At 62.0% G+C, this 21,577-nt stretch carries 21 protein-coding genes and 2 pseudogenes; 8 read left to right on the forward strand and 15 right to left on the reverse strand.

The genetic code is table 11. The annotated features are described in order from the left end of the window. Positions 1 to 8: 8 nt before the first annotated feature. Positions 9 to 2,363: a xanthine dehydrogenase family protein molybdopterin-binding subunit gene (locus tag ACG873_RS13765; RefSeq protein ID WP_394892416.1), complete on the reverse strand. Its 2,355-nt coding sequence runs from the start codon at positions 2,361 to 2,363 to the stop codon at positions 9 to 11. Between the two features lie 137 nt (positions 2,364 to 2,500). After that, positions 2,501 to 2,989 (reverse strand): (2Fe-2S)-binding protein, encoded by a 489-nt coding sequence (locus ACG873_RS13770; RefSeq protein ID WP_394893502.1) that lies wholly within the window; start codon positions 2,987 to 2,989, stop codon positions 2,501 to 2,503. A 214-nt stretch (positions 2,990 to 3,203) separates the two neighbouring features. Here ACG873_RS13770 and ACG873_RS13775 point away from each other — a divergent pair, with 214 nt between their 5' ends. Both ACG873_RS13775 and ACG873_RS13780 read left to right on the forward strand, forming a co-directional pair. Next, positions 3,204 to 4,424, forward strand: a complete 1,221-nt coding sequence (locus ACG873_RS13775) for an FIST N-terminal domain-containing protein (RefSeq protein ID WP_394892417.1) — start codon at positions 3,204 to 3,206, stop codon at positions 4,422 to 4,424. Between the two features lie 5 nt (positions 4,425 to 4,429). Beyond that, a complete protein-coding gene (locus tag ACG873_RS13780) occupies positions 4,430 to 5,770 on the forward strand; it encodes a hybrid sensor histidine kinase/response regulator (protein ID WP_394892419.1) in 1,341 nt (446 codons plus the stop codon). A 64-nt stretch (positions 5,771 to 5,834) separates the two neighbouring features. On the opposite strand, the gene ACG873_RS13785 is transcribed toward ACG873_RS13780, so the two are convergent. Then, a complete protein-coding gene (locus tag ACG873_RS13785; protein ID WP_394892420.1) occupies positions 5,835 to 6,518 on the reverse strand; it encodes a response regulator in 684 nt (227 codons plus the stop codon). Between the two features lie 302 nt (positions 6,519 to 6,820). Here ACG873_RS13785 and maiA point away from each other — a divergent pair, with 302 nt between their 5' ends. Then, entirely contained in the window at positions 6,821 to 7,471 is a 651-nt protein-coding gene (maiA, locus tag ACG873_RS13790; RefSeq protein ID WP_394892421.1) for a maleylacetoacetate isomerase, read from the forward strand. Between the two features lie 12 nt (positions 7,472 to 7,483). Here maiA and ACG873_RS13795 read toward each other — a convergent pair whose 3' ends face one another. From ACG873_RS13795 to ACG873_RS13805, 3 genes are all read right to left on the reverse strand, one after another. Continuing rightward, complete coding sequence (locus ACG873_RS13795; protein WP_394892422.1) at positions 7,484 to 7,963, reverse strand: MaoC family dehydratase; 480 nt, start codon at positions 7,961 to 7,963, stop codon at positions 7,484 to 7,486. Between the two features lie 117 nt (positions 7,964 to 8,080). Continuing rightward, positions 8,081 to 8,512, reverse strand: coding sequence for a phasin family protein (locus ACG873_RS13800; protein ID WP_394892424.1), 432 nt, complete (start codon positions 8,510 to 8,512; stop codon positions 8,081 to 8,083). 61 nt (positions 8,513 to 8,573) lie between these two features. After that, on the reverse strand, positions 8,574 to 9,878 hold the full coding sequence (locus tag ACG873_RS13805; RefSeq protein ID WP_394892426.1) for a DUF445 domain-containing protein: 1,305 nt from the start codon (positions 9,876 to 9,878) through the stop codon (positions 8,574 to 8,576). Between the two features lie 182 nt (positions 9,879 to 10,060). Here ACG873_RS13805 and ACG873_RS13810 point away from each other — a divergent pair, with 182 nt between their 5' ends. Then, complete coding sequence (locus ACG873_RS13810; RefSeq protein ID WP_394892427.1) at positions 10,061 to 10,549, forward strand: phasin family protein; 489 nt, start codon at positions 10,061 to 10,063, stop codon at positions 10,547 to 10,549. A gap of 207 nt (positions 10,550 to 10,756) precedes the next feature. Here ACG873_RS13810 and ACG873_RS13815 read toward each other — a convergent pair. From ACG873_RS13815 to ACG873_RS13835, 5 genes and pseudogenes are all read right to left on the reverse strand, one after another. After that, positions 10,757 to 11,053, reverse strand: a pseudogene (locus ACG873_RS13815) (DoxX family protein); the annotation flags it as partial. Beyond that, the gene (locus ACG873_RS13820) at positions 10,995 to 11,444 is read right to left on the reverse strand and encodes a GFA family protein (protein WP_394892428.1); all 450 of its coding nucleotides are present in this window, start codon (positions 11,442 to 11,444) and stop codon (positions 10,995 to 10,997) included. The pseudogene ACG873_RS13815 and the gene ACG873_RS13820, both read right to left, overlap by 59 nt. 28 nt (positions 11,445 to 11,472) lie before the next feature. Further along, on the reverse strand, positions 11,473 to 12,399 hold the full coding sequence (locus ACG873_RS13825) for a transglutaminase-like domain-containing protein (protein ID WP_394892429.1): 927 nt from the start codon (positions 12,397 to 12,399) through the stop codon (positions 11,473 to 11,475). 24 nt (positions 12,400 to 12,423) lie between these two features. Next, a complete protein-coding gene (locus ACG873_RS13830; protein ID WP_394892430.1) occupies positions 12,424 to 12,885 on the reverse strand; it encodes an SRPBCC domain-containing protein in 462 nt (153 codons plus the stop codon). Next, a complete protein-coding gene (locus ACG873_RS13835; protein ID WP_394893503.1) occupies positions 12,869 to 13,219 on the reverse strand; it encodes an ArsR/SmtB family transcription factor in 351 nt (116 codons plus the stop codon). The genes ACG873_RS13830 and ACG873_RS13835 overlap by 17 nt, the downstream gene beginning before the upstream one ends. A 209-nt stretch (positions 13,220 to 13,428) precedes the next feature. Between ACG873_RS13835 and ACG873_RS13840 the strand changes: the two genes are divergently transcribed. Then, on the forward strand, positions 13,429 to 14,409 hold the full coding sequence (locus tag ACG873_RS13840) for an alpha/beta hydrolase (protein ID WP_394892431.1): 981 nt from the start codon (positions 13,429 to 13,431) through the stop codon (positions 14,407 to 14,409). Positions 14,410 to 14,420: 11 nt separating this feature from the next. Here the strand turns inward: ACG873_RS13840 and ACG873_RS13845 are convergent, their stop codons facing one another. Beyond that, positions 14,421 to 15,617, reverse strand: a complete 1,197-nt coding sequence (locus ACG873_RS13845; protein WP_394892432.1) for an MFS transporter — start codon at positions 15,615 to 15,617, stop codon at positions 14,421 to 14,423. A gap of 115 nt (positions 15,618 to 15,732) precedes the next feature. Next, positions 15,733 to 17,109 (reverse strand): DEAD/DEAH box helicase, encoded by a 1,377-nt coding sequence (locus ACG873_RS13850; protein WP_394892433.1) that lies wholly within the window; start codon positions 17,107 to 17,109, stop codon positions 15,733 to 15,735. Between the two features lie 260 nt (positions 17,110 to 17,369). On the opposite strand from ACG873_RS13850, the gene ACG873_RS13855 reads away from it, so the two are divergent. Together ACG873_RS13855 and ACG873_RS13860 are read left to right on the forward strand one after the other, a co-directional pair. Then, positions 17,370 to 17,717, forward strand: coding sequence for a type II toxin-antitoxin system RelE family toxin (locus ACG873_RS13855; RefSeq protein ID WP_394892434.1), 348 nt, complete (start codon positions 17,370 to 17,372; stop codon positions 17,715 to 17,717). A 12-nt stretch (positions 17,718 to 17,729) separates the two neighbouring features. Further along, positions 17,730 to 18,095, forward strand: a complete 366-nt coding sequence (locus ACG873_RS13860; RefSeq protein ID WP_394892435.1) for a helix-turn-helix transcriptional regulator — start codon at positions 17,730 to 17,732, stop codon at positions 18,093 to 18,095. Between the two features lie 15 nt (positions 18,096 to 18,110). Here the strand turns inward: ACG873_RS13860 and ACG873_RS13865 are convergent, their stop codons facing one another. Continuing rightward, positions 18,111 to 18,650, reverse strand: a complete 540-nt coding sequence (locus ACG873_RS13865) for a DUF1697 domain-containing protein (RefSeq protein WP_394892436.1) — start codon at positions 18,648 to 18,650, stop codon at positions 18,111 to 18,113. Next, positions 18,647 to 19,903 (reverse strand): threonine ammonia-lyase IlvA, encoded by a 1,257-nt coding sequence (gene ilvA / locus ACG873_RS13870; RefSeq protein WP_394892438.1) that lies wholly within the window; start codon positions 19,901 to 19,903, stop codon positions 18,647 to 18,649. Before ilvA ends, ACG873_RS13865 begins: the two co-directional genes overlap by 4 nt. Positions 19,904 to 20,045: 142 nt before the next feature. On the opposite strand from ilvA, the pseudogene ACG873_RS13875 reads away from it, so the two are divergent. Beyond that, positions 20,046 to 21,504 (forward strand): annotated as a pseudogene (locus tag ACG873_RS13875) (TrkH family potassium uptake protein). Positions 21,505 to 21,577: the final 73 nt, after the last annotated feature.

Raw genomic sequence — 21,577 nt, forward strand, 5'->3', positions numbered from 1 at the left:
CGCTCTGTTCAATGTCTCGTCGCCGATCGAATCGCCGCCCAGACCTTCTGCGGCGTCGCCGGCATGGTCAGTTCGTCGGTTCCGATCGCGTCGGTGATGGCGTTGATGACAGCGGGCGGCGAGCCGATCGCGCCCGCCTCGCCGCAACCCTTCATACCGAGCGGGTTGCCCGGACACGGCGTGTTGGAAGTCGAGACCTGGAAGGACGGCAGATCGTCGGCGCGCGGCATGGCGTAATCCATGTAGCTCGCCGTCAGGAGTTGGCCGCTGCCGGGATCGTAGTGCGCGCCTTCGAGCATTGCCTGGCCGACGCCTTGCGCGATGCCGCCATGCACTTGGCCTTCAACAATCATCGGGTTGATGATGTTGCCGAAATCGTCGGCGGCCACGAACTGGACGATCTTGGTGACGCCGGTGTCCGGGTCGACCTCCACCTCGCAGATGTAGCAGCCCGCCGGGAACGTGAAGTTGGACGGATCGTAGAATGCCGTCTCTTTCAGGCCCGGCTCCATGCCACCCGGCAGATTGTGCGCCGTATAGGCGGCAAGAGCCAGTTGGAACCACGGCACCGATTTGTCGGTGCCCGCAACCTTGCAGGCGCCGTCCTCGATGACGATGTCGCTTTCGTCCGCCTCGAGCAGGTGCGCGGCGATCTTCTTCGCCTTGGCCTCGACCTTGTCGAGCGCCTTGACGATGGCGCTCATCCCGACCGCCCCCGAGCGTGAGCCATAGGTGCCCATGCCCATCTGCACCTTGTCGGTGTCGCCATGGACGATCGAAACGGAATCGATCGGTACGCCGAAGCGTTCTGTGACCAACTGGGCGAATGAGGTTTCGTGGCCCTGTCCGTGACTGTGCGATCCGGTGAGAACCTCGATCGTGCCTACGGCATTGACGCGCACCTCGGCGCTTTCCCAAAGACCGACGCCAGCGCCGAGCGAGCCAACGGCCGCACTCGGCGCGATGCCGCAGGCCTCGATGTAGCAGGACATGCCGATGCCGCGCAGCTTGCCGTGCCGCTTCGCCTCGTCCCGGCGCTGTGGGAACCCCTGATAGTCCGCCGCCTTCATGGCGGCATCGAGCGACGCGGCATAGTCGCCGGCGTCATAGCACATGATGACCGGCGTCTGGTGCGGGAACTGGGTGATAAAGTTCTTGCGGCGCAGTTCCGCCGGTGAGACGCCGAACTGGCGCGCCGCCGTCTCCATCAGCCGCTCCATGACGAAGGTCGCCTCCGGCCGCCCTGCCCCGCGATAGGCATCGACCGGAGCCGTGTTGGTGTAGATGGCCTTCACATTGGCGTGGATGGCGGGGATGTCGTACTGGCCCGACAACAGCGTCGCATAGAGGTAGGTCGGCACCGAACTCGAAAACAGCGACATGTAGGCGCCGAAATTCGCCTTGGTTTCGACCTTGAGTCCGATCACCTTGTGATCCCCGTCGAACGCCATTTCGGCGTGGGTGACATGGTCGCGGCCATGCGCGTCGGTCAAGAAGCTCTCGGTGCGGTCGCCGACCCACTTGACCGGCACGCCGGTTTTCTTCGAGGCCCAAAGACAAACAATTTCCTCAGGATAGATGAAGATTTTCGAGCCGAAGCCGCCGCCGACGTCGGGCGCGATGACGCGCAGCTTGTTCTCCGGAGCGATGTTGTAGAAAGCGCTCATCACCAGGCGCGCGACATGCGGGTTCTGGCTCGTCGTCCAGCAGGTGTAGTGGTCCTCGGCCTTGTCGTAATAGCCGAGAGCCGCCCGCGGCTCCATCGCGTTCGGAACCAGCCGGTTGTTCACGATGTCGAGCTTGACGAAATGGGCTGCCCTGCCGAAGGCGGCGGCGGTTTCGTCGGCGTTGCCGATGTCCCAGTCGAAGATCAGATTGTTGTCGGCCTCGGGATGAAGCTGCGGCGCTCCGGGTTGCAGCGCCTTGGTCGCATCGGTTACCGCCGGCCGCTCATTGTAAGTGACCTCCACGGCTTCCGCCGCGTCGCGCGCCTGGCCCTTGGTTTCGGCGACCACGATCGCAACCGCATCGCCGACATAACGCACCCGGTCGACCGCCAGCGGCGACCATGCGCCCATCTTCATCGGCGTGCCGTCCTTCGAGTGGATCATCCAGCCGCAGATCAGATTGCCGATGCCATCGGCCTTGATCTCGCGGCCAGTCAGCACGCCGATCACGCCGGGCATCGCCTTCGCCGCCTTGACGTCGATGCCTGTGATGTCGGCATGGGCGTGAGGGCTGCGGACGAACGCCGCATGCTTCATGCCGGGCACGACCATGTCGTCGACATAGCGTCCCGCGCCGGTGATGAACCGCCTGTCTTCCTTGCGCGCTACACGTGCGCCGATCCCTTCCAAACCCATCAGATTTCTCCTCCCAAACCTCAAGGTGAACAAAAACGGACTGACTGCAGCGGGCGCGTAGCGGCAAGCCCTTGAACGCCAACGATTTATTCGCGCCGCAGATCTCCGGCCATCACCCTTTTATCCACAGCCGGCCCTCAAGCCGCTTTCCTGCCGCCCGCCGACATCGCTGCCGACGCCGCCAGTATCGCTTTGACAATGTTATGATATCCGGTGCAGCGGCAGATATTGCCCTCCAGTTCCGCCCGCACCGTCGCCTCGTCCAGGCCGCCCGGATGGCGGGCGATCATGTCCGTCGCCGCCATGATCATGCCCGGAGTGCAGAACCCGCACTGCAGACCGTGGTGTTCCTTGAACGCCGCCTGGACCGGGTGCAGCTCGGCGCCGTTCGCAAGTCCTTCAATTGTAATGATATTCGAGCCGGACGCCTGGGCGGCAAGCATGGTGCACGATTTGACCGCCTTTCCGTCGACATGAACGACGCACGCGCCGCATTGCGAGGTATCGCAGCCAACATGCGTGCCCGTCAGGCCGACATGCTCGCGCAGGAAATGGACGAGCAGCGTACGGTCCTCGACCGTTCCGTCGACCCGCCGGCCGTTCACCACCAACGATACTTCCGACATGTTCCCTCCCTCGGCATCTTTTCGGCCGTCTGCACATGCGGCCACATCGAGATCATACACGGCAATCGAGGCGGAAGAAGCCTGCATCCTCCAAGCCGTGAGAGAAAGAATGCAGCCCGCTCCCGGAGCCGCATATTGTACTTTCGCATACAGCTTCCCGACGGGCGGCATTGCCAAGACGCGCCGGGCAAGCAAATATAGCCGCGGCGCAAGCGTGCCCGGCACGCGGGAGGATGCGCTTGAGGCAGTCTCGGGAGGAGCTCCGCTGACCTGTTTGCGGACAAGCTATTCTTGCGGCCTGTCGGTCCTGACGACCGGCGATGGCGATGCTGAAGCATTTGCGCTGGCCGTGGCCGAGGAGGCCTCGGCCATTCGTGCGAGCTTTGCGCTCATCTTTTTCTCGCAAGCCCTGCTGGCGGCGGAGCAATTGTCGGATGCGCTGAACCGGCATGCGCCGGACCTCGCCTATGCCGGCTGTTCGACCGCGGGCGAAATCACGCCGGCCGGGCTCGAGGAAGGTCATGTCGTTGCAATGCTGTTTCCGGCGGAGAGCTTCACCGCTGTCAGCACCATGATGACCGGGCTGTCCTCCGCGGGCATGGACGACATCGCCGGTAAGGTCGAGGCGCTGAAACTATCGCTTCGAAGCCGGAACGGCGCGGCGCTCGCCGACAACATATTCGCGCTCTGCTTCATCGACGGGCTTTCCTATGCGGAGGAAGCGGTCACCTCGGCGATCCACTGGGGGCTGGACGACATTCCGCTGATCGGCGGCTCGGCCGGCGACGATCTCAAGTTCGAGACCACCACGCTCATCTCGAATGCCGGAATTGGCAGCGACTGCGCGATCGTCGTCCTGATCGCAACCGACATTCCTTTCCATGTCTTCAAGACGGAGAATTTCGTACCGACCGAGGACAAGCTCGTGGTCACCGCGTCCGACCCCGAGCGGCGAATTGTGTATGAATTCAACGCTGGCGCAGCTGCCCAGGAATTCGCCAACGCCGTCGGCATCGCGCATGGCGCGATGACGCCGCTCAGCTTCGCGTCGCATCCGGTCGTGGTCAGGGTCGGTGGCGAATATTATTGCCGCTCCATCCAGAAGATGAACGCCGACGGCTCGCTGTCGTTCTTCTGTGCTATCGACGACGGCATCGTGCTCTCGATCGCAAAACCCACCGGTATGGTCGAATCGACGCGCACGGCGCTGAAGAATGTGAGCGAGCGCCTCGGTGGCATCGACATCGTCCTGGGCTTCGACTGCGTTCTGCGGCGTCTCGATGCGCGCAATCGGCAAGTGTTCCGCGATATTTCGGAGCTCTATCGTGCCAATAACGTGATCGGCTTCGGCACCTACGGCGAGCAATACCGGTCCATGCATCTCAACCAGACCTTCATCGGCATCGCCTTCGGCCACCGCCAGGCGGCGGAATAGCAGCCATGCCAATCCGCAATATCGACGACATCACACGGCTGAAGAAGATCAACGCCGCCCTCATCTCGCGCGTCGAGCGCTCCATGGATCAGCAGGGCAACGCCTTCTCTCTTTTTCAGACCGCGATCAACCTGGAAAGCCGGGTGCGGACACGGACCGAGGAACTGCGCTCCACGCTTCGGCGTCTTGAAGAATCCAATATCGATCTCGTTGCCGCCAAGGAAAATGCCGAACGGGCGAACCTGTCGAAGACACGCTTCCTGGCCGCTGCCAGCCACGACATTCTGCAGCCGCTGAATGCGGCCCACCTCTCCGTTTCCGCGCTTTCTGAAGTCCAGGCCAACGAGGAAGGCCGCAAGCTGGTCCGCCAGGTCGAGCGCTCGCTGGAGACGATGGAGGATCTGCTTCACACGCTGCTCGACATTTCCAAACTGGATGCGGGCGTCATCGAGCCGGAGATCACCGACGTTGCACTGGAGCCCCTGTTCTTCTCGCTCAAATCGGATTTCCAGCCGCTGGCCGAGCAGAAAGGCCTGAAGCTCAAATTCCTTCCCGGCAATGCGGTGGTGCGGTCGGATCGCACGCTGCTTCGGCGCATCCTTCAGAATATCGTTTCCAACGCCATCCGCTACACACGCGCCGGCGGCGTGCTTGTCGGCGTGCGCCACCGCGGCAATATCGTCAGGGTCGACGTGGTGGACACGGGCTGCGGCATACCCGAGAGCCAGCGTGAGGCGGTGTTCGAGGAGTTCCATCGCGGAACCGCTTCGGCGGACACCGACTTCGCAGGCGGCGGCCTCGGGCTCGGCCTATCGATCGTACGGCGCATGACGAACGCGCTTGGCCACCCGATCGCCTTTTCATCGGTCGTCGGGCGGGGCACGGCGTTCCATCTCGACGTTCCGGCGGCGGCGGTATCCTTTGCCGAAGCCGGAGCGCTGGCCGCCGAGCCTGAGCGGCCGCGCGGCTACGGCCTGTTCGGCACGAGGGTGCTGCTGGTCGAAAACGACACCGAGGTTCTGGAGGCCATGACGACTCTTCTGGAACGCTGGCAATGCACGGTGAAATCGGCGACTTCGACCGAACAGTCGCTGGACGCGCTGGGCGACCGTGCGTGGATTCCGGATATCGTCATCGCCGACCAGCATCTGGACGATGGCGACCTCGGCAGCATTACGATCGCCAGCGTCCGCAACTATCTCGACCGGGCAGTCCCGGCGCTGATCGTCACCGGCGACGGGTCGGCCTCGCTCGCGCGGGACGCGCGCGCGGCTGGCGTCGAATTGATGCGCAAACCGGTAAAGCCGGCGCAATTGCGGGCGCTCATGGCCCATCTACTGGCCTGACCGGAGACTCATCGCGACAGCTAGTATAGGCTGCCTTTATCGACCAAGCGGGTCGCTGGAAGCGCTAGAACCCCGACGGATCGCGAAACAGTTCGGCATTGTCGAGTTTGGAAACCTCGATCACCGCCTGGGTTCGGCTGTAGACGTTCAGCTTCCGCAATATCTCCGAAACGTGCGCCTTGACCGTGGTTTCGCCCACCTGGAGTTCGTAGGCGATCTGCTTGTTCAACAGCCCTTGGCGCAGCATCTGCAACACGCGCAATTGCTGTGGGGTGAGCTTGGCCAGCCGGCGCACCATTTCGGCGCGGTCAGCACTTTCGGCATCGGGCGGCCGGGCTTCGTAGTTCTCCGGCACGTGGATCGCACCTTCCATCACCGAGCGAATCGCGGCAGCAAGATCGCTCTTGCGCACCGATTTCGGCACGAAGCCGGCAGCGCCGTAGGACAATGCCTCCGAGATGATCTTCGGATCCTCGTGCCCAGAAACCACGACGACCGGCAGATGCGGGTGGCGGGTGCGCAACTGCAGCAGTCCATCGAAGCCGTGCACGTCGGGCATTGAAAGGTCGAGAAGCGCAAGATCAAACGGTTTCGGCCCCGAAAGTATGGTCAGCGCCTCTGAAATGGAACGCGCCTCGGCGGTATCGACGTCCGGATAGGCCATGCGCACGGCGCTATGCAGCGCTTCGCGGAACAACGGATGGTCGTCGATGATAAGAAAGCGGGCGGCTTCGTTGGCAGCATTCATGTGGCGATTCTCCATCCGGAGATCGTCCGGGTCAACGGGCGCTTTCCGATACGCCGGACATTCCTGTTCCGCTCCCATCGTTTCCCCCATTGCCAGAGAATATCCAACCATCGCTCGCCCGATATTGGCAATTGGTACATCGCAGTCGGGCCTGCGCACGAAACGCGCGAAGGTGGCGCGCAGCTTCGCATCATGCGACAGTTTCAGGAATACGATGCCAGAAGACCGCAGGCCGTTCCGGTTCCGCCTGCGTTTCGGAATACGCGATCTGGACGAGATCGGCATGACCGGTGGGCAATGCAATGAGCGAAGTCATCCTGCACAACTACTATCGATCCTCGACCTCATATAGGGTCAGGATCGCGCTTGAGATGAAGGGGATAAGTTACCGCTACGTGCCGCATCATCTGCGCCTTGGCGAGCACCTCGAACCATCTTATCTGGCGGTCAATCCGCAGGGATTCGTGCCCGCCCTGATTTGGAGCGACGGCGCACTCCTGACCCAATCGCTGGCGATCATCGAATTTCTGGACGAAATCCAGCCGGAGCCCCCGCTTCTGCCAGCCGATGCGCATGGACGGGCGCGCGTGCGGATGCTGTCGCAGATGATCGCCTGCGACATCCACCCGGTGAACAATCTGCGGATTCTGACTTCGCTGCGCACACTCTACGGCGCCGGCGACGAGGATGTGGCCAACTGGTTCCGTCACTGGGTCAACGAAACCTTCCAGCCCCTTGAAAAACTTCTCACCGAGAGTTCCGAGACCGGAAAATTCTGCCATGGCGACACGCCTGGGCTGGCGGACATCTGCCTTGTCGCTCAAGTCGCAAACAATGCCCGCTTCAACCTCGACATGGACCCCTACCCCGTGATCTCGCGGATCAATGCCGAGTGCCTGACACTGCCGGCGTTCATCAAGGCCGCGCCCCAGAACCAGCCGGATGCCGAATGAATGGTGGCGCGATCAGGCGCCAGCTTTCCGGCGGCGTTCGTAAAGCATCACCAGCGTTTCGGCGACCAGCGCCGGCCTTTCGTCGCCATCAATTTCGACCGTGTTGCCGGCTTTCATCAGATATTGCCCGGGTCCCTTTTCCTCCACCGACATCAGCGTGGTCCGCAGCCTGACGCGCGCGCCGGCCTTGACCGGAGCGACAAAACGCACCTTGTCGAGCCCGTAATTGAAGGCGGCCTGAGTATTTTCCGGCATTATGCCGAGATCCTGCGCCAGCGTGGCGACCAGCGAAAGCGTCAGGTAGCCATGTGCGATCGGCGTTCGGAACGGGCTCTCTCTCCTGGCGCGCTCGATATCGACATGGATCCACTGACGATCGCCGGTGCAGTCGGCGAATTTGTCGATCATTTGCTGATCGACCGCGACCCATTCGGATACGCCCAGTTCCTTTCCGACAAAGTTCTCGAGCGTGGCAAAGGTCAGTGCCGTCATTCCTGGCTCCGCACCTGAAAAATGCCCGGCCTGATTCGGCACGGGTGGAAATATCTTCGATGGCATTTCTGATCGGACCCGATCCGTCTCGCGGTTCGGAACTTGTTCCCCTAACGGCTACCGGTTCTTCTCGTAGCCTTTGCGAATTTCTTCCATCGTCTCGCGAATGCGCTCTCGCAGTATCTCGACCGACTCGGTTCCGGATTTCTTTACAATTTCGGCGACTTCGCTGGCGTTCTTGACGGCGGTCTCGAAGGAGCGCCGCGCAAAATCGGCTTGTTTGGCCATCATCTCTTGCGGATTGCCGGGAGCCCGATAACTCTGCGCCATATCGGTGATTTCGCTCATCGTGTCCTGCAATATCTGTCGCTGCTTGGTCATCAAATTCTGCGCGCCCATAGTCGTCGCTGACGCCGATTTCTGCAGCGCTTCGAGATTCTTGCGGTGGTGGCTGAGGATGGCTTCAACGTCCATGCTCGGCAATTTCAGATCGCGGCCGAAATTGTTGAACATATCCAGGAAGGATTCGGATTCCGGCTTCTTTGCCATGGCTCTCTCCCTTGCCGGCGCGGCGGCGCCGCAATGAAGAATAGAGCTTTGGCGAAGCGGGTCAATTCGCCAGCAAAAGCCGTTCGGCCACGTAAAGCACCAGACCGGCCAAGCCGCCGATCAGCATGCCGTTGAAGCGGATATACTGCAGGTCGCGGCCAATGTTCAGCTCGATGAGACGCGTCAGCTGCGCCAGATCCCAGCGTTTGACCTGATCGGCGATAAAGCCTGAAACGCCGCTCTTCTGGCTTTCGACGAAGGACGCGAGCGCCACGACGAAGCCCTGGTTCATGTCGGCCCGGACCTGCCGGTCGCTCGCCAGATGTCGCCCGACCTCCACGAACATGCCGGCAAGGTGTTCGCGGATCGCCGACTTGGGGGCCTTGGCGTCCTGCTCGATGAAGGCTCGCATGCTATCCCACATATCCTGCGCGAGTTCCTTGAGCTCCGGGCGAGCCAGGAAATCCCGCTTCAGCTTTTCGGCCCTCTTGGCGTAGTCCTTCGAACTGCGCAGCTTTTCGACGAAATTGAGCACGAAGAGGTCGAATTCGCGTCGCATCGGATGGTCGGGATCGCCGCGAACCTCGTCAAGGAGCGCGCCGGCCGAGGCTACGATCTTCTTCAGGAGGTAGGCGTCGGCGCGAAACAGATTGAACAGCGACGGCAGTTCCTCGCGGATCTTTTCCCGCATGGCAACCAGCGCCTCGTCGTCGCTGAGGAATCTTCCGACGACCTTGGTGAACTCATCGAACAGCTTCTGGTGACGGCGGTCGTCGGTGAAGGCCGAAAGCAGTTCGGCGGCCAGCGGCGCGACGGGCACCTTCTCCACTTGCTCGACGATCGTCTGGGTGACGAAACCGCGCAGACCGGACTGCTCCACCGCGGACAGCGTCTGCGGCACCAGCCGTGCAACGAAGCGCGACAGGCCCGCCGCCCGACCCGGATCGGAGAGCCAGTCGGCGACCAGGGCCGCAAAATCGACCTCGTTCAGCTTTTCGCGCACCGGGCCGGCCGCCAGGAAATTGACCTCTATGAACCGGCCGAGATTGTCGGCGATGCGGTTCTGGTTTTCCGGAATGATTGCGGTGTGCGGGATCGGCAGGCCGAGCGGCCGCTTGAACAGAGCAACGACGGCGTACCAGTCGGCGAGGCCGCCGATCGTCGCCGCCTCGGCGAAGGCCGCGACAAAGCCCAGCCAAGGCAGGCGCGGCTCGAAATATTTGGCGAGCATAAAGACGACGACACACAGCGCGAGCGCGGCCGTCGCGATGAACTTGGTCCAGCGTAGCGCCTTGAGCTTGCTGTCGTCGTCCCCGGCAAAGCTGAGCGTTGCTTCGGCAGGCGCGTCATATCCGGTCGGAGGCATCGGTTTGAATTCTCCAGCTGCTTCGGAAGGCAAACCTAGCGTCCCCTCGCCACCTTGGACATGCTGCATTGCAGCAGAAATTTATGTTGCACTGCAACATGCTCGCCACTATATAGCGCCCACGCCTCGGGCCAATGACGGACGGGGCGAACCATAGCTCCCGAAATGAGGATGGAAATCAAATGGCCAAAACCACCGAAAAAACCGATAATGCTGCAGCCGGCTATTTCGCCGCGATCCAGAACGCGTTCGAGACCCTGCAGAGCAAGATTGAAGTTCCCGCAGCCGCTCGCGATTACGTGAAGCGCGGCGCTTCGACCGCCCAGGCGCAGGCCGAGACCGCGCATCGAGGCGCATCCAAATTCACCGACGGCACTGAGAAACTCGCGACTTCGTTCGTCGGCGGCTACGCAAATTTCACCCGCAGCCTGCTCGACATGACGCTCGCCAACGTCCAGCACACGCTGCTCACGGTCGAGAAGGTCGCCGGCGCCCAGTCCCTCAACGAGGCCGTCCAGCATCAGGCCGATTTCGTGCGAGAGAGCCTGAATGCCAATGTCGAGCGCGCCCGCAACGCTGCCGACACCGCGAAGAGCGCCTTCACCAATAGCGCCAAGACGGTGCAGGCCGAATTGTCCAACATCTATTCGTTCGGACAAAAGGCCGCCTGAACCGGCTCTCGAAGCAGTTCTAAAACAAAAATGGCGCAGCAGGAACAGCGCAATAAAGCCGCCGAGAACCGGCACTCCCGCAATAAACAGATGGTTTGCCGGATCGGCCCAAGGCTGGATCAGGACCGGCCACGAAACGGCGACGCTGACGGCATGCAAGATCATCGCCGCGCCATAGGCGACTGTGCGGAACAGGCCGAGGAACAGGCAGATCGCGATGGCGATCTCGATCACACCGAAGGCATAGGCCGACAGTTGCGGCACGCTGATACCGTAGAAGAAGCCCCAGATGCCGACGGTGTTTTCCGGCACGATGAACTTTTCGAGGCCCCATTGCAGCAGGAAGAGGCCGAGCGTGATCCGGAGAACCAGCAGCGCGCGGGGCAAGGTTCTGGCAAGCGCTTCGTCGTTCATGTCGCCTCCACCGTTCACCGGAGTCGCCAGTTCAGAAATATCGCGTTTCGGCGGGCGGATGCTCCCAGTCGTCGTCGCGGCCATTCTCATAGATGATCGGCGCTTCGGCAAGCTCGGTGTCGTTGGCGTCGTCGAGGCAGCAGATGTTCACCGCGTAGAACTCGCCGCCCATCTGCTCGAAGCTGGCGTTGCCGAACGTGTGGACCCCGCAGTTCCGGCAGAAGAAATGGTGGATTTGCCTGCTGGCATACCGGTAGTCGGCCAGCGCATCCCGCCCCTCGATCAGGCGGAAGTCTCCCGCACGGACAAAACCCTTCCACAGCCTAGTCTTCAGGCAGGACGAGCAGTTGCAGCGGAAGGTCGACGTCCACCACACGCCCGGCAGTTCGGGTTCGGAACGGCGGCCGGCTGGCGCCAGGTCGAGCTCGCATTCGAAGCGCACCGCGCCGCAGTGGCAACTGCCGTGATAGGTCTTCTTCATCTCGCTTTGTCCTTGCTTGTCGTCTCGTTCATGCAGCTTCCACGGCTTCCCGACGCTGCAGCACGGCGTTGAATACGGTTTTCGGCACGCGCAGGCGTTCGTCGCTTTCGTAGACCCGTCGCAGTTCGTCGAATGACGCGTCCGGATCCCGCGTCAGTTCGGCGAGCCTGTCGAAAAAGGCGAACTGATCTTCGGAAAGTTGCTCATTGGGTTGAGGCATCGCGCCCCAGCAATCCCAGGGCAGCATCTCGACCGTGTTCAGCCCGGCAATGTCACGCACCAGATCTCCGGCGATGAACCAGAAGCCGCGCTGCTCGCCGGCGAAGATGCCGAACTTGGACGGATCGGCCTTGCCGGAGCGGCATTGCGACCACGCGTCGGCGGCGATCAGGTAGCGGTCGCGCGGCACGTCCAGCACGTCGTGATCGATCTTCGCGCCCGCCCGCCATTTCTCGTCGAATTGCGGATCGGCCAGCGCCCAGCGTCCCTTCTCGGCGCTCCAGTATTCGCAGATCACATGGTCCTCGAAATACGGCGCGTTGAAATAAGAACCGAAGCCGGAGCGATAGCGCGCGGGAATCCCGTGGGCGCGCAGCATGGCTACGAGCAGCAGCGCGAAATGGTGACAAACGCCGACGATGCGTTTTTCAGGCGGCCGAGCCTTAGCGAGCGGCCGGCCGTCCAAAGCCAGGATTTCATCCAGGATCGCCTCGACCGGGCGAAGATGAGATTCGCACTTCCGCGCCTCTGGCACGGTCACGCCGTAATAAGACGCGGCGTATTGATGGATTGCCAGTCCCTGAACGATTTCGGTCAGTGCGGCTACGTCGCCGGGCAGGTCTTGGAGCAGCCCGGCATGCCTGCCGGCGTCCGACATGCCTGCCGGCCGGGAATAATAGTCAAAGATCCGGCGCGGCAGTTCCGTGACAGGAGTTGAACGAAGCGATTGCGACATTGCGGTTCCTCGCATGAGATTGCGTCATGCAGCGGGCGCGGAGGCCAGATATGCCTCCAGCCGGCCGAGGCATTCGCTCCAGCCCCCCTGATGCGAATCGCGGCTTTCGACCGTTTCGAACGGCGTCTGATGGAATGTCAGCTTCGTCCGACCGTCATTGTCCTCGAATGTTACCGTGACCAACGTTTCGTTGCCGCCGTCCCAGGCGAAGGTGAAGACCAGGCGTGCCGGTTCGACGATTTCGCGATAGGTCCCCCGCGCGCCGTGATCGGCTCCCTCGGGCGAGCGGATGGAGGTGCGCCATGCGCCACCTTCCCGGAAATCGGTCTTTGCCAAGGTGCAGGTAAAGTCCTTCGGACCCCACCAGCGCATTAGGTGCTCCGGCGCACTCCAGACCTTGAACACCAGGCTGCGCGGCGCATCGAAGATGCGGGTGATGGCAAGCTCGAATTCGGTTTGCCCGGCCTTCTCAATTACTTGGGCCATCAGGCTTCTCCTTGGTTTGCAATTCACGCAGATAGTCACCGAGACGATCGAAACTGTCGTCCCAAAACCGGCGATAATTCTCAACCCAGTCGGAAACGTCCTTGAGCGGACCGGCCTCGAGCCGGCAGGGCCGCCACTGCGCCTCGCGGCCGCGGGAGATCAGCCCGGCGCGCTCCAGCACCTTGAGATGCTTGGAAACCGCCGGCAGGCTCATGGCGAAGGGCTGGGCAAGTTCGTTCACGGAGGCTTCCCCCGAAGCGAGGCGCGCCAAAATCGCCCGCCTCGTCGGGTCGGCCAGAGCGGCAAAAGTGGTGTCAAGCTGGTCCGGGGGCATGGCGTCATATACCGTACGGTTAATTATCCTGTAGGTTAAATACAGAGTCTTGAACTGCACGTCAAGTCTGGATCAAGCCACACGCAGAACGGGAGAAAAATCCGCCGGACGCTTGGCGGGAAATGCGGAAGCCTGTAGGTCCTTCAGCGTATTGCGCTTGTGCTGCGGGAAGTCCGCAGCGCTGATCGTCATCGCTGATGGAGAATTGCTTGAGGCGCCGGATTTTGACCGCTCTTGTCGTATTGGCCGTGTCGCTCGCAGTGCTCTACGCCGTCGGGCCGCGCGTTGCCGTCGACACACGCATCACCTTCGATGCTTCAGCGATCGGCGACGACCCGGCCGGCTATCTCGACCGTTCCGAAAGTCTCGTCCGCGGCATACGCGATGGACTGGAGAAGGAAATCGTCTGGGCCGACCCGATGATCCATGTCAAAACGCCCATCTCCATCGTCTATGTCCACGGCTTTTCAGCATCCAAGGGCGAGATCAGGCCCCTCCCCGACCAGGTGGCGGAAGAGCTCGGCGCCAATCTGTTCTACACTCGCCTGAAAGGCCATGGTCAGGATGGCGCGGCGATGGGAACCGCGACCGTCAACGACTGGATCAACGACTATGCCGAAGCGCGGGCGATCGGCCGCCAGATTGGTGAGAAAGTCGTCGTCATTGCCACCTCGACCGGAGCAGCGCTCGCGGTTCATGCGGCAACCCAGGCGGGCGCCTCGGAGGGCGTCGCCGCCATGGCGCTGATCTCGCCGAATTTCGGCGTGCGTGGGTCGGGAGCGCAATTGCTGACGATGCCGTGGGGCAGGCAGATCGCGGAACTGCTGATCGGCAAAGAGCGGAGTTTTCAAGCGCGCAACGAAATGCACGGAAAACTCTGGACCACAAAATACCCGACGAGCGCGATCCTGCCGATGGCGGCGCTGACCAAACTCGCCTACACGGCGCCGGTCAAGAATGCGACCGTCCCCGCTTTGTTTATATTTTCCGATTCGGATCGCATCGTGAGGCAGGATCTCACCCGAGAGATCGCCGCACGATGGGGCGCCCCGCACGAAATTGTCCCAGTCGACGACAGCGGCGATGTCGATCATCACGTACTCGCGGGCGACGCGCTGTCGCCGGCGACGACCCGTTTTCTCGCAGACCGGATCGTCGTCTGGATAAGGGCCGTCATTGCGGTCGAGTGATCTCGCGTACGTCAGTGCTTCTCGGGCTTGGCGTCGCGCGCCAGCAGGTAGATCGCGAGCGCGAGGCCGAGCACCACTGCATAGAAGGTGAACAGCGCGGTGTATGCGGCCGCAGGCTCGCCGGGCACAATGCTGGCTGTGACGACCCCGCCGGTCGCGAACTGCATCAGGCCGACGCCGCCGATGGAGAAAAAATTCATCAGGGTGACGCCGCGGCCGACCAGATGCGGCGGCAGGAAAGCGCGCGCATGCGCCATCAGGAGGCCGTAGCCCATGCCGCAGACGCCGATCACGACAAGCACAAGAGTGGTCGACGGGATGCCGGTGACCGTGTTGAATGCGAGGTAGGAGATCGCCAGCAGGCTGATGAAATTGCCGCCGACAGCCACCCATTTGCGCGTCCGGAAGATCGTGTCCAGCGGTCCATAGATGAACGAGCCGGCGACCATCGCCAGCGCCATGAACAGGGTGACCTCGCCGATCACAAGCGTGTCGGCGCCATAAACGTCCGCGAGATAAGGCCCGGCCCAAAGGCCGCGTATGCCGGCGGTCGCGGCGTAGTTGATCGCGGTCAGCGGAATGATCGGCCACAACACGCGCATGCGCATCAATTCGCCATAGCCGGCGAAGCCCGTGCCCGAGACATGCATTCCCTTCGGCCGATCGGGATCGCGCACCAGAAACAGCACGGCCAGTGCGGTCAGCAGCGTCACCACGCCGAGCGCGGCCATCACCGGCCGCCAATCAAAAGCCTCCGCCGCATTGGCGAGCGGCGAAGCGCCGATGACGTTGCCGGCGGTGCCGAACGCCACCAGCCATGAGGTCAGCACGGCAAAACGCGCCGTAGAATAGATGCGCGCGAAAATGAAGAGCGACGCCATCAGAACCGGCGCGCAGCCGATGCCGATCAGCGCCATCGCGGCCGTTATCATCCACGGCTTGGTCGCCGCTGCGAACAGGAACGCCCCGCCCCCGCCGCCGAACGAAAGCAAGGCCGCCGCCGTGCGCCGCGGACCGAACCGGTCGAGCGACACGCCGATGGCGAATTGCGAGAGCGCGAAGCTGATGAAGAAAGCGCCCGACGCGAGCGAAAGCTCGGCCTTGGTGGCGCCGAGTTCGACGGTGAGGACCGGCGTCAGCACCGCCATAAAGGAGCGGTAGAACTGCGAAAGCACATAGGCGATTGCGAGCGCTGCGATACCTGCCATTACGATCCCGTCCAAAATACAAAAGGGCGGCCGAAGCAATCGCCACGGCCGCCCTATCGCATCATACGAGTTCACGCAATTGGACCAAATCCGGCCAATTGCGGCACAGGTTCAGTTACGCCGCGCGCGACGCCGGCTTGCCGGAGCCGAAGGAACGGCGCTTGCCGCGGAACGGCTTGCGCTCATCGCCGGGCTTGCCCTGGAACGGCTTCTTGCCGAAACCGTTGCGCGGCTTCTGTTCGCCGCGCGGCCGGTTGTTATCGTTGCGGTCGTTAGCCGCTTCCCTCGGCGCGCGATCGTTGCTGCGCGGCTCGGCCTTCGGGTCGGGCTGGCCAAGATGGTCGGCCGTCACGTCCAGCTTCATGCGGATGATCCTTTCAACCTGCCGAAGCTTGGCGTTCTCGCCCGGATCGCACAGCGTAACGGCAATGCCGTCGGCGCCGTTGCGGCCGGTGCGGCCTATGCGGTGGACGTAGCTTTCAGCCTCGTCCGGCAGTTCGTAGTTCACGACATGGCTGATGCCCGGCACGTCGATGCCGCGCGCGGCAATATCGGTCGCCACGAGAATGCGCACCGAACCATCGCGGAAGCCGTTCAGCGCCTTCTGGCGGGCGTTCTGCGACTTGTTGCCGTGGATCACCGCCGCGTCGAAGCCGTCGCGCTCGAGATCGCGGGTCACGCGGTCGGCGCCGTGCTTGGTGCGGGTGAACACGATCACCGAACGCATCGCCTCGTCGGCGAGCATCGCCGAAAGGACTTGGCGCTTCTGCTTGACGCGGGCGAGCACGACGCTCTGCTTGATCTCGACAGCCGTCGTGCCCTGCGGCGCGACTTCGACATGCACCGGATCCTTCATGATGCCGCGTGCCAGCCCCTCGATCTCGACCGGCATGGTGGCCGAAAACAGCGCCGTCTGGCGATCCCGGTGGGTCGCCTTGGCGATCCGTTTAACATCATGGATGAAGCCCATGTCGAGCATGCGGTCCGCCTCGTCGAGCACCAGCCAGCGTGTATCCGACAGGATGACTTCGCCCTCGCGGACGAGGTCGGTCAGCCGGCCGGGCGTGGCGACGAGGATGTCGACGCCGGGAGCCATCTTCTTGACCTGGCTGTAGCGCGACACGCCGCCGAGCACGAGCGCGGTCGAGACATGCAGGCCCTTGGCCAGAACGCGGATCGTATCCTCGATCTGCACCGCGAGTTCGCGGGTCGGGGCGAGGATCAGCGCCCGCGCCGTCTTCGGCAGGCGCTTGGTGCCGAGCGCGATGATTTTGGTCAGGATCGGCAGGCTGAAAGCCGCCGTCTTGCCCGAGCCGGTCTGCGCCACCGCGAGCACGTCGCGGCCGGCAAGGTGCGCCGGAATGGCCTGCACCTGCACCGGCTTCGGCATGTCGAAGCCAGCGGCATGGGTCGCGTTAAGAAGCGCGCCGGTAATTCCGAGTTTGGCGAAACCGTTCAGTTCCGCATTGTTTTCATTCGTCAATTTATTCATCTTTCACGCGGACTCCAGGCCCGCAACAACACTCGCGGCAAGGCGCTACCTGCCGGCGAAAATTTTTGTGGAAACGACAAGGCGGGCGGACTGTCGTCCGCTCGGCTGCGCTGTCGTGCCCGCCGACATCATGTCCGCAGGGCTCTTTCGCCGCTTACCGTTTCGTTCGGTGAGGGGAGAAAACAGACGCAACCAGTCCCATCGGAGGGGAAAGCCGGAAAACCCGGCCCAAGCGCCTATTAACCGGCATATGGGGAACTTTGATCGGAAATGCAACCGAATTCGTTGTGCCGTGCAAAAAATCGACCCCGAGAAACAGATCACTTGAAATCAATATCACGATTTGTGATATTGAGGATGTGAAACGCGTGATTATTCTTCCGCCTGCCGCCAAGGACCTGCGCAGGTATCGCGCGGATGCCGGAAGATTGATTGCCAAGATTGAGGCTTACGCAAGCGCGCCCGAAACCTTGGCCAACAACATAAAGTCTTTAAAGGGGTCCACGGCCTTGCGTCTTCGTGTCGGAGAGTTCCGAATAATCTTTGAGGAGACGTCCGACGAGATCATCGTCACCAAGATAGCGCCGCGTGGTTCGGTGTACGACTGAGGAAATGAGCCTATGCAAAACATCGCTTATGTGAAGACCCCAGGTGGCGAAGAGCTGGCGGTTCTGCCACGCGCCGAACTGGAAGCGCTGATGGCTGCAGTTGAACACAACATGGCTTTAGCCGATTATCGCGCTGGAAAAACGCCGGGGCTGACGCCGGTCGAAGCGATTGCTTTTTCCGAGGCTGCCTCGCCGCTGGCTTTCTGGCGCAAGAAGCGGCGGGTGACGCAAGCTGCGCTGGCGAAAGCTGTCGGCGTTGCCCAAGGATATATTTCGGAGCTTGAAAATGGCAATCGCGGCGGCGACATCGGTCTATGGATGAAAATGGCGAAGGCGCTGGATCTGCCGCTCGAAGCGATTGTTGAAGAACAGGATTGACGAGGCCGGCCAAACTCACTCAACTTCTGCCTTTTCCGCCAAATCCATCAGCTTCAGCACCGTGTTCCAGTTGCGCGCGGTGTTGGGGACGCCGATGCCCTTGTCGAATTTTACGGCGAGTTTCGAGGTGCCGAAACCTTCCGGCGTATGGAGATAGGCGACCTTGCCGACTACGGCGATGCGTTCGCCCTTCCCTGCAAACGCCTGCAATGCCTCGACTTTTGCCTCGTCGGGTCTTACCGCCAGCACGGCGGCGTGCAGGAACTTTGGCACGGCGGTCGCTTCGGGGAACGGGTTGGCTACGATCAGCTCCGACCATTCGGCGGGCGTGATCGCGTAGATATCCTTGTCGAAACCGAACCCGCGTTTGCAGATGTCGGCCACCGAAGCGATTGTTTTTTCACGTGAAATTCTGCTTTTCAGCACCGCGTTGCCGCTGTTGATATAAGTCGAGACGTTCTCGAAACCGGCCGCCGTCAGCGCCTCGCGCAGCGGCTTGGTCGGTAGCTGCGTTGCACCGCCGACGCCTCGAAAGAGGATGATAAAGACACTCATATGACCAGCCCCGCAATAGTCTCGTTGTCGGTGATGTCCTGGTAGGCCCAGCCGGCGTCGTGAAAACGCCTGGCGAGCACGTCGAAATTCCGCCGGTCTTTCGTTTCGATGCCAATCAGCACCGAGCCGAAATTGCGCGCCGACTTCTTCAGATATTCGAAACGAGCGATGTCGTCGTCGGGACCGAGCAGGCCGAGGAAATCGCGCAGCGCGCCCGGCCGCTGAGGGAAGCGGAAGACGAAATATTTTTTCAAGCCTTCGAAGCGCAATGCCCTCTCCTTTACGTCGGGCAGCCGCTCGAAATCGAAATTGCCGCCCGAGACGATACAGACGATCGTCTTGCCCCGGATCTCCTTGCGCGAAAAATCCTTGAGCGCGTCGATGGCAAGCGCCCCGGCCGGTTCCAGCACCACGCCCTCGACGTTCAGCATCTCGATCATCGTGGCGCAGAGGCGGTTTTCCGGGATTTCGTAAACGGCGTCCTGGCCGAACTCCTTCAGGAGGCGAAAATTCTCGCGGCCGATCTCGGCGACCGCCGCGCCGTCGACGAAATTGTCGACCGTCGAGAGTTTTACGCGTTTTCCGGCGGAAAGACTTTGCTTGAGGCTCGGCGCACCCGACGGTTCGCAGAAGACGAATCGGGTTTCACGCTGCTGTTCGCGGAAATAGCGGGTGACGCCGGCCGAGAGCCCGCCGCCGCCGACCGGCAGCACGATCATGTCGGGCGTCCTGCCATCCGGCATCTGGCCGGCGATCTCGTGGGCGACCGTCGCCTGGCCTTCGATGATATCCTTGTGGTCGAAGGGCGGCACCATGTGGGCGCCGGCGGTTTCGGTGAAATCGAGCGCGGCGCGCAGGCAGTCGTCGAAAAAGTCGCCGACCAGCCTGATCTCGACGAACTCGCCGCCGAACAGCTTTGTCTTGTCGATCTTCTGCTGCGGCGTCGTGACCGGCATGAAGATGACGCCCTTCTTACCGAAATGGCGGCAGACAAAGGCAAATCCCTGGGCGTGATTTCCGGCGGAAGCACAGACGAACAGTTCGGCGTGGTTGCCGGCGGCCAGCGCTTTGCGGAAGAAATTGAACGCGCCGCGGATCTTGTAGGATCTGACCGGCGTCAGGTCTTCGCGCTTGAGCAGGATGCGCGCGCCGGTCTTCTTCGACAGATAATCGTTTTCCTGCAGCGGCGTTTCGGCAAACAGTTCGCGCACGCCCTTTGCGGCGGCCGCAACCCTCTCGGCAAAACTCGTCATCCAAAATCCCTGCCAAATGCGCGGCGCTGTAATTGTCAGGCCTATTGCATATTCGGCCCTATGAAGCCACTGTCCCGGCCTTGCCGCGCCTTCGGATGCCCTCTCCGATTCCGGCGCCCGTCACATCTGGGGTCCCGTATTCGTGAATAGAATTGCCGTTCGCGCCGCGGTCCATGTTGCAGCCGTCTTCGCCTTGTACCTGTCCGCCGCAATGCTCATTCCGGCGGCGGTCGATCTCTATTTCGGCAACGATGACTGGCGGGTGTTCGCTTTTTCGGCGATGTTCATGGGTGGGCTGGCGATGGCGGTGGCGCTCGCCACCCAAGGCCGTGCGCCTCCGGTCACCACGCGTTTCGGCTTCTTCCTGGTCAACCTGCTCTGGCTGACGCTGGCGATAGCCGGCGCCGTGCCGTTCATGGCGTCGTCGCTCGACATGAATATAGCGGACGCCTTCTTCGAGATCGGTCTCCGGCATCACCACGACCGGCTCGACGGTCATCAGCGGGCTCGATCGCGCGCCGCCGGGGCTGATCCTGTGGCGCTCTCTGTTGAATTATATGGGCGGCCTCGGCGTCATAGCGTTAGGCCTTTTTCTCCTGCCTTTTCTGAATATTGGCGGCGTTTCCTATTTCAAGATCAAATCTTCCGATATCGAAGACCGGCCGTTCGAGCGTTTCCAGACCTTCGCCATCAGCCTGATCGGCATATATACGGCGCTCGTCGTCGCCTGCGCGATCAGCTATGCGGCAGCAGGCATGAGCGGGTTCAACGCCCTCAACCATGCAATGGCGACGCTCGCCACAGGCGGGTTTTCGCCTCACGACACGTCATTTGCCCGCTACGCGGCAACGCCGGCCATCCTGTGGATCGGCGTTGTCTTCATGTTCATCGGCGCGCTGCCATTCTCGATCATGATCCTGTTTGCGGTTCGCGGCCGTTTCGACGCGCTGCGCGATCCGCAAATCCGCGTCTTTGCGGGCTATTGCATCGTCTTTACGGTTGCTGTCGCGGTCTATCTGCGGGTGCAACTGGACATGCCGTTCTTTCAGGCGCTGACGCATTCGGCGTTCAATTTCACCTCCATCATCACCACGACCGGCTTCGCCAGCGACGACTACACGCTTTGGGGGCCTTTCGCGGTCGCCTGCTTCTTCGTTGCGACGTTTCTCGGCGGCTGCTCCGGCTCTACCACCGGCGGCATCAAGGCCTACCGGTTCCTGATCCTGTTCGAACTGATGGCGAACGGCCTGCGCCGCCTGATCTATCCGCACACTGTGCTGCCGGTGCGCTATGGCGACCGCACGGTCGACCCGGACATGCAGCGGGCGATCGTGCTGTTCATTGCGGCGTTCTTCGTGCTCTGGGCGATCACGACCATCCTGCTTGCCGCCACCGGCCTCGACCTGGTGACGGCGATGACCGGCGCCTTGACCGCCATGACCAATGTCGGCCCCGGACTTGGCCCGATCATTGGCCCTGTCGGCAATTTTTCGTCGCTGCCTGACGCGGCCAAGTGGATCCTTTCGGCCGCCATGCTGCTCGGGCGTCTCGAAATCCTCGCTGTGCTGGTCATTTTCACTCCCACCTTCTGGGCTCGCTGACACCCCCATGGTTATGGCTGGACCACGCGATGCCCACCAGCTAACAGAGTCGAATTCAGGCGGGATGAGCCGG

This window comes from Allomesorhizobium aridi (assembly GCF_043769475.1).
In the GTDB taxonomy this organism is placed as follows: Bacteria; Pseudomonadota; Alphaproteobacteria; order Rhizobiales; family Rhizobiaceae; genus Allomesorhizobium.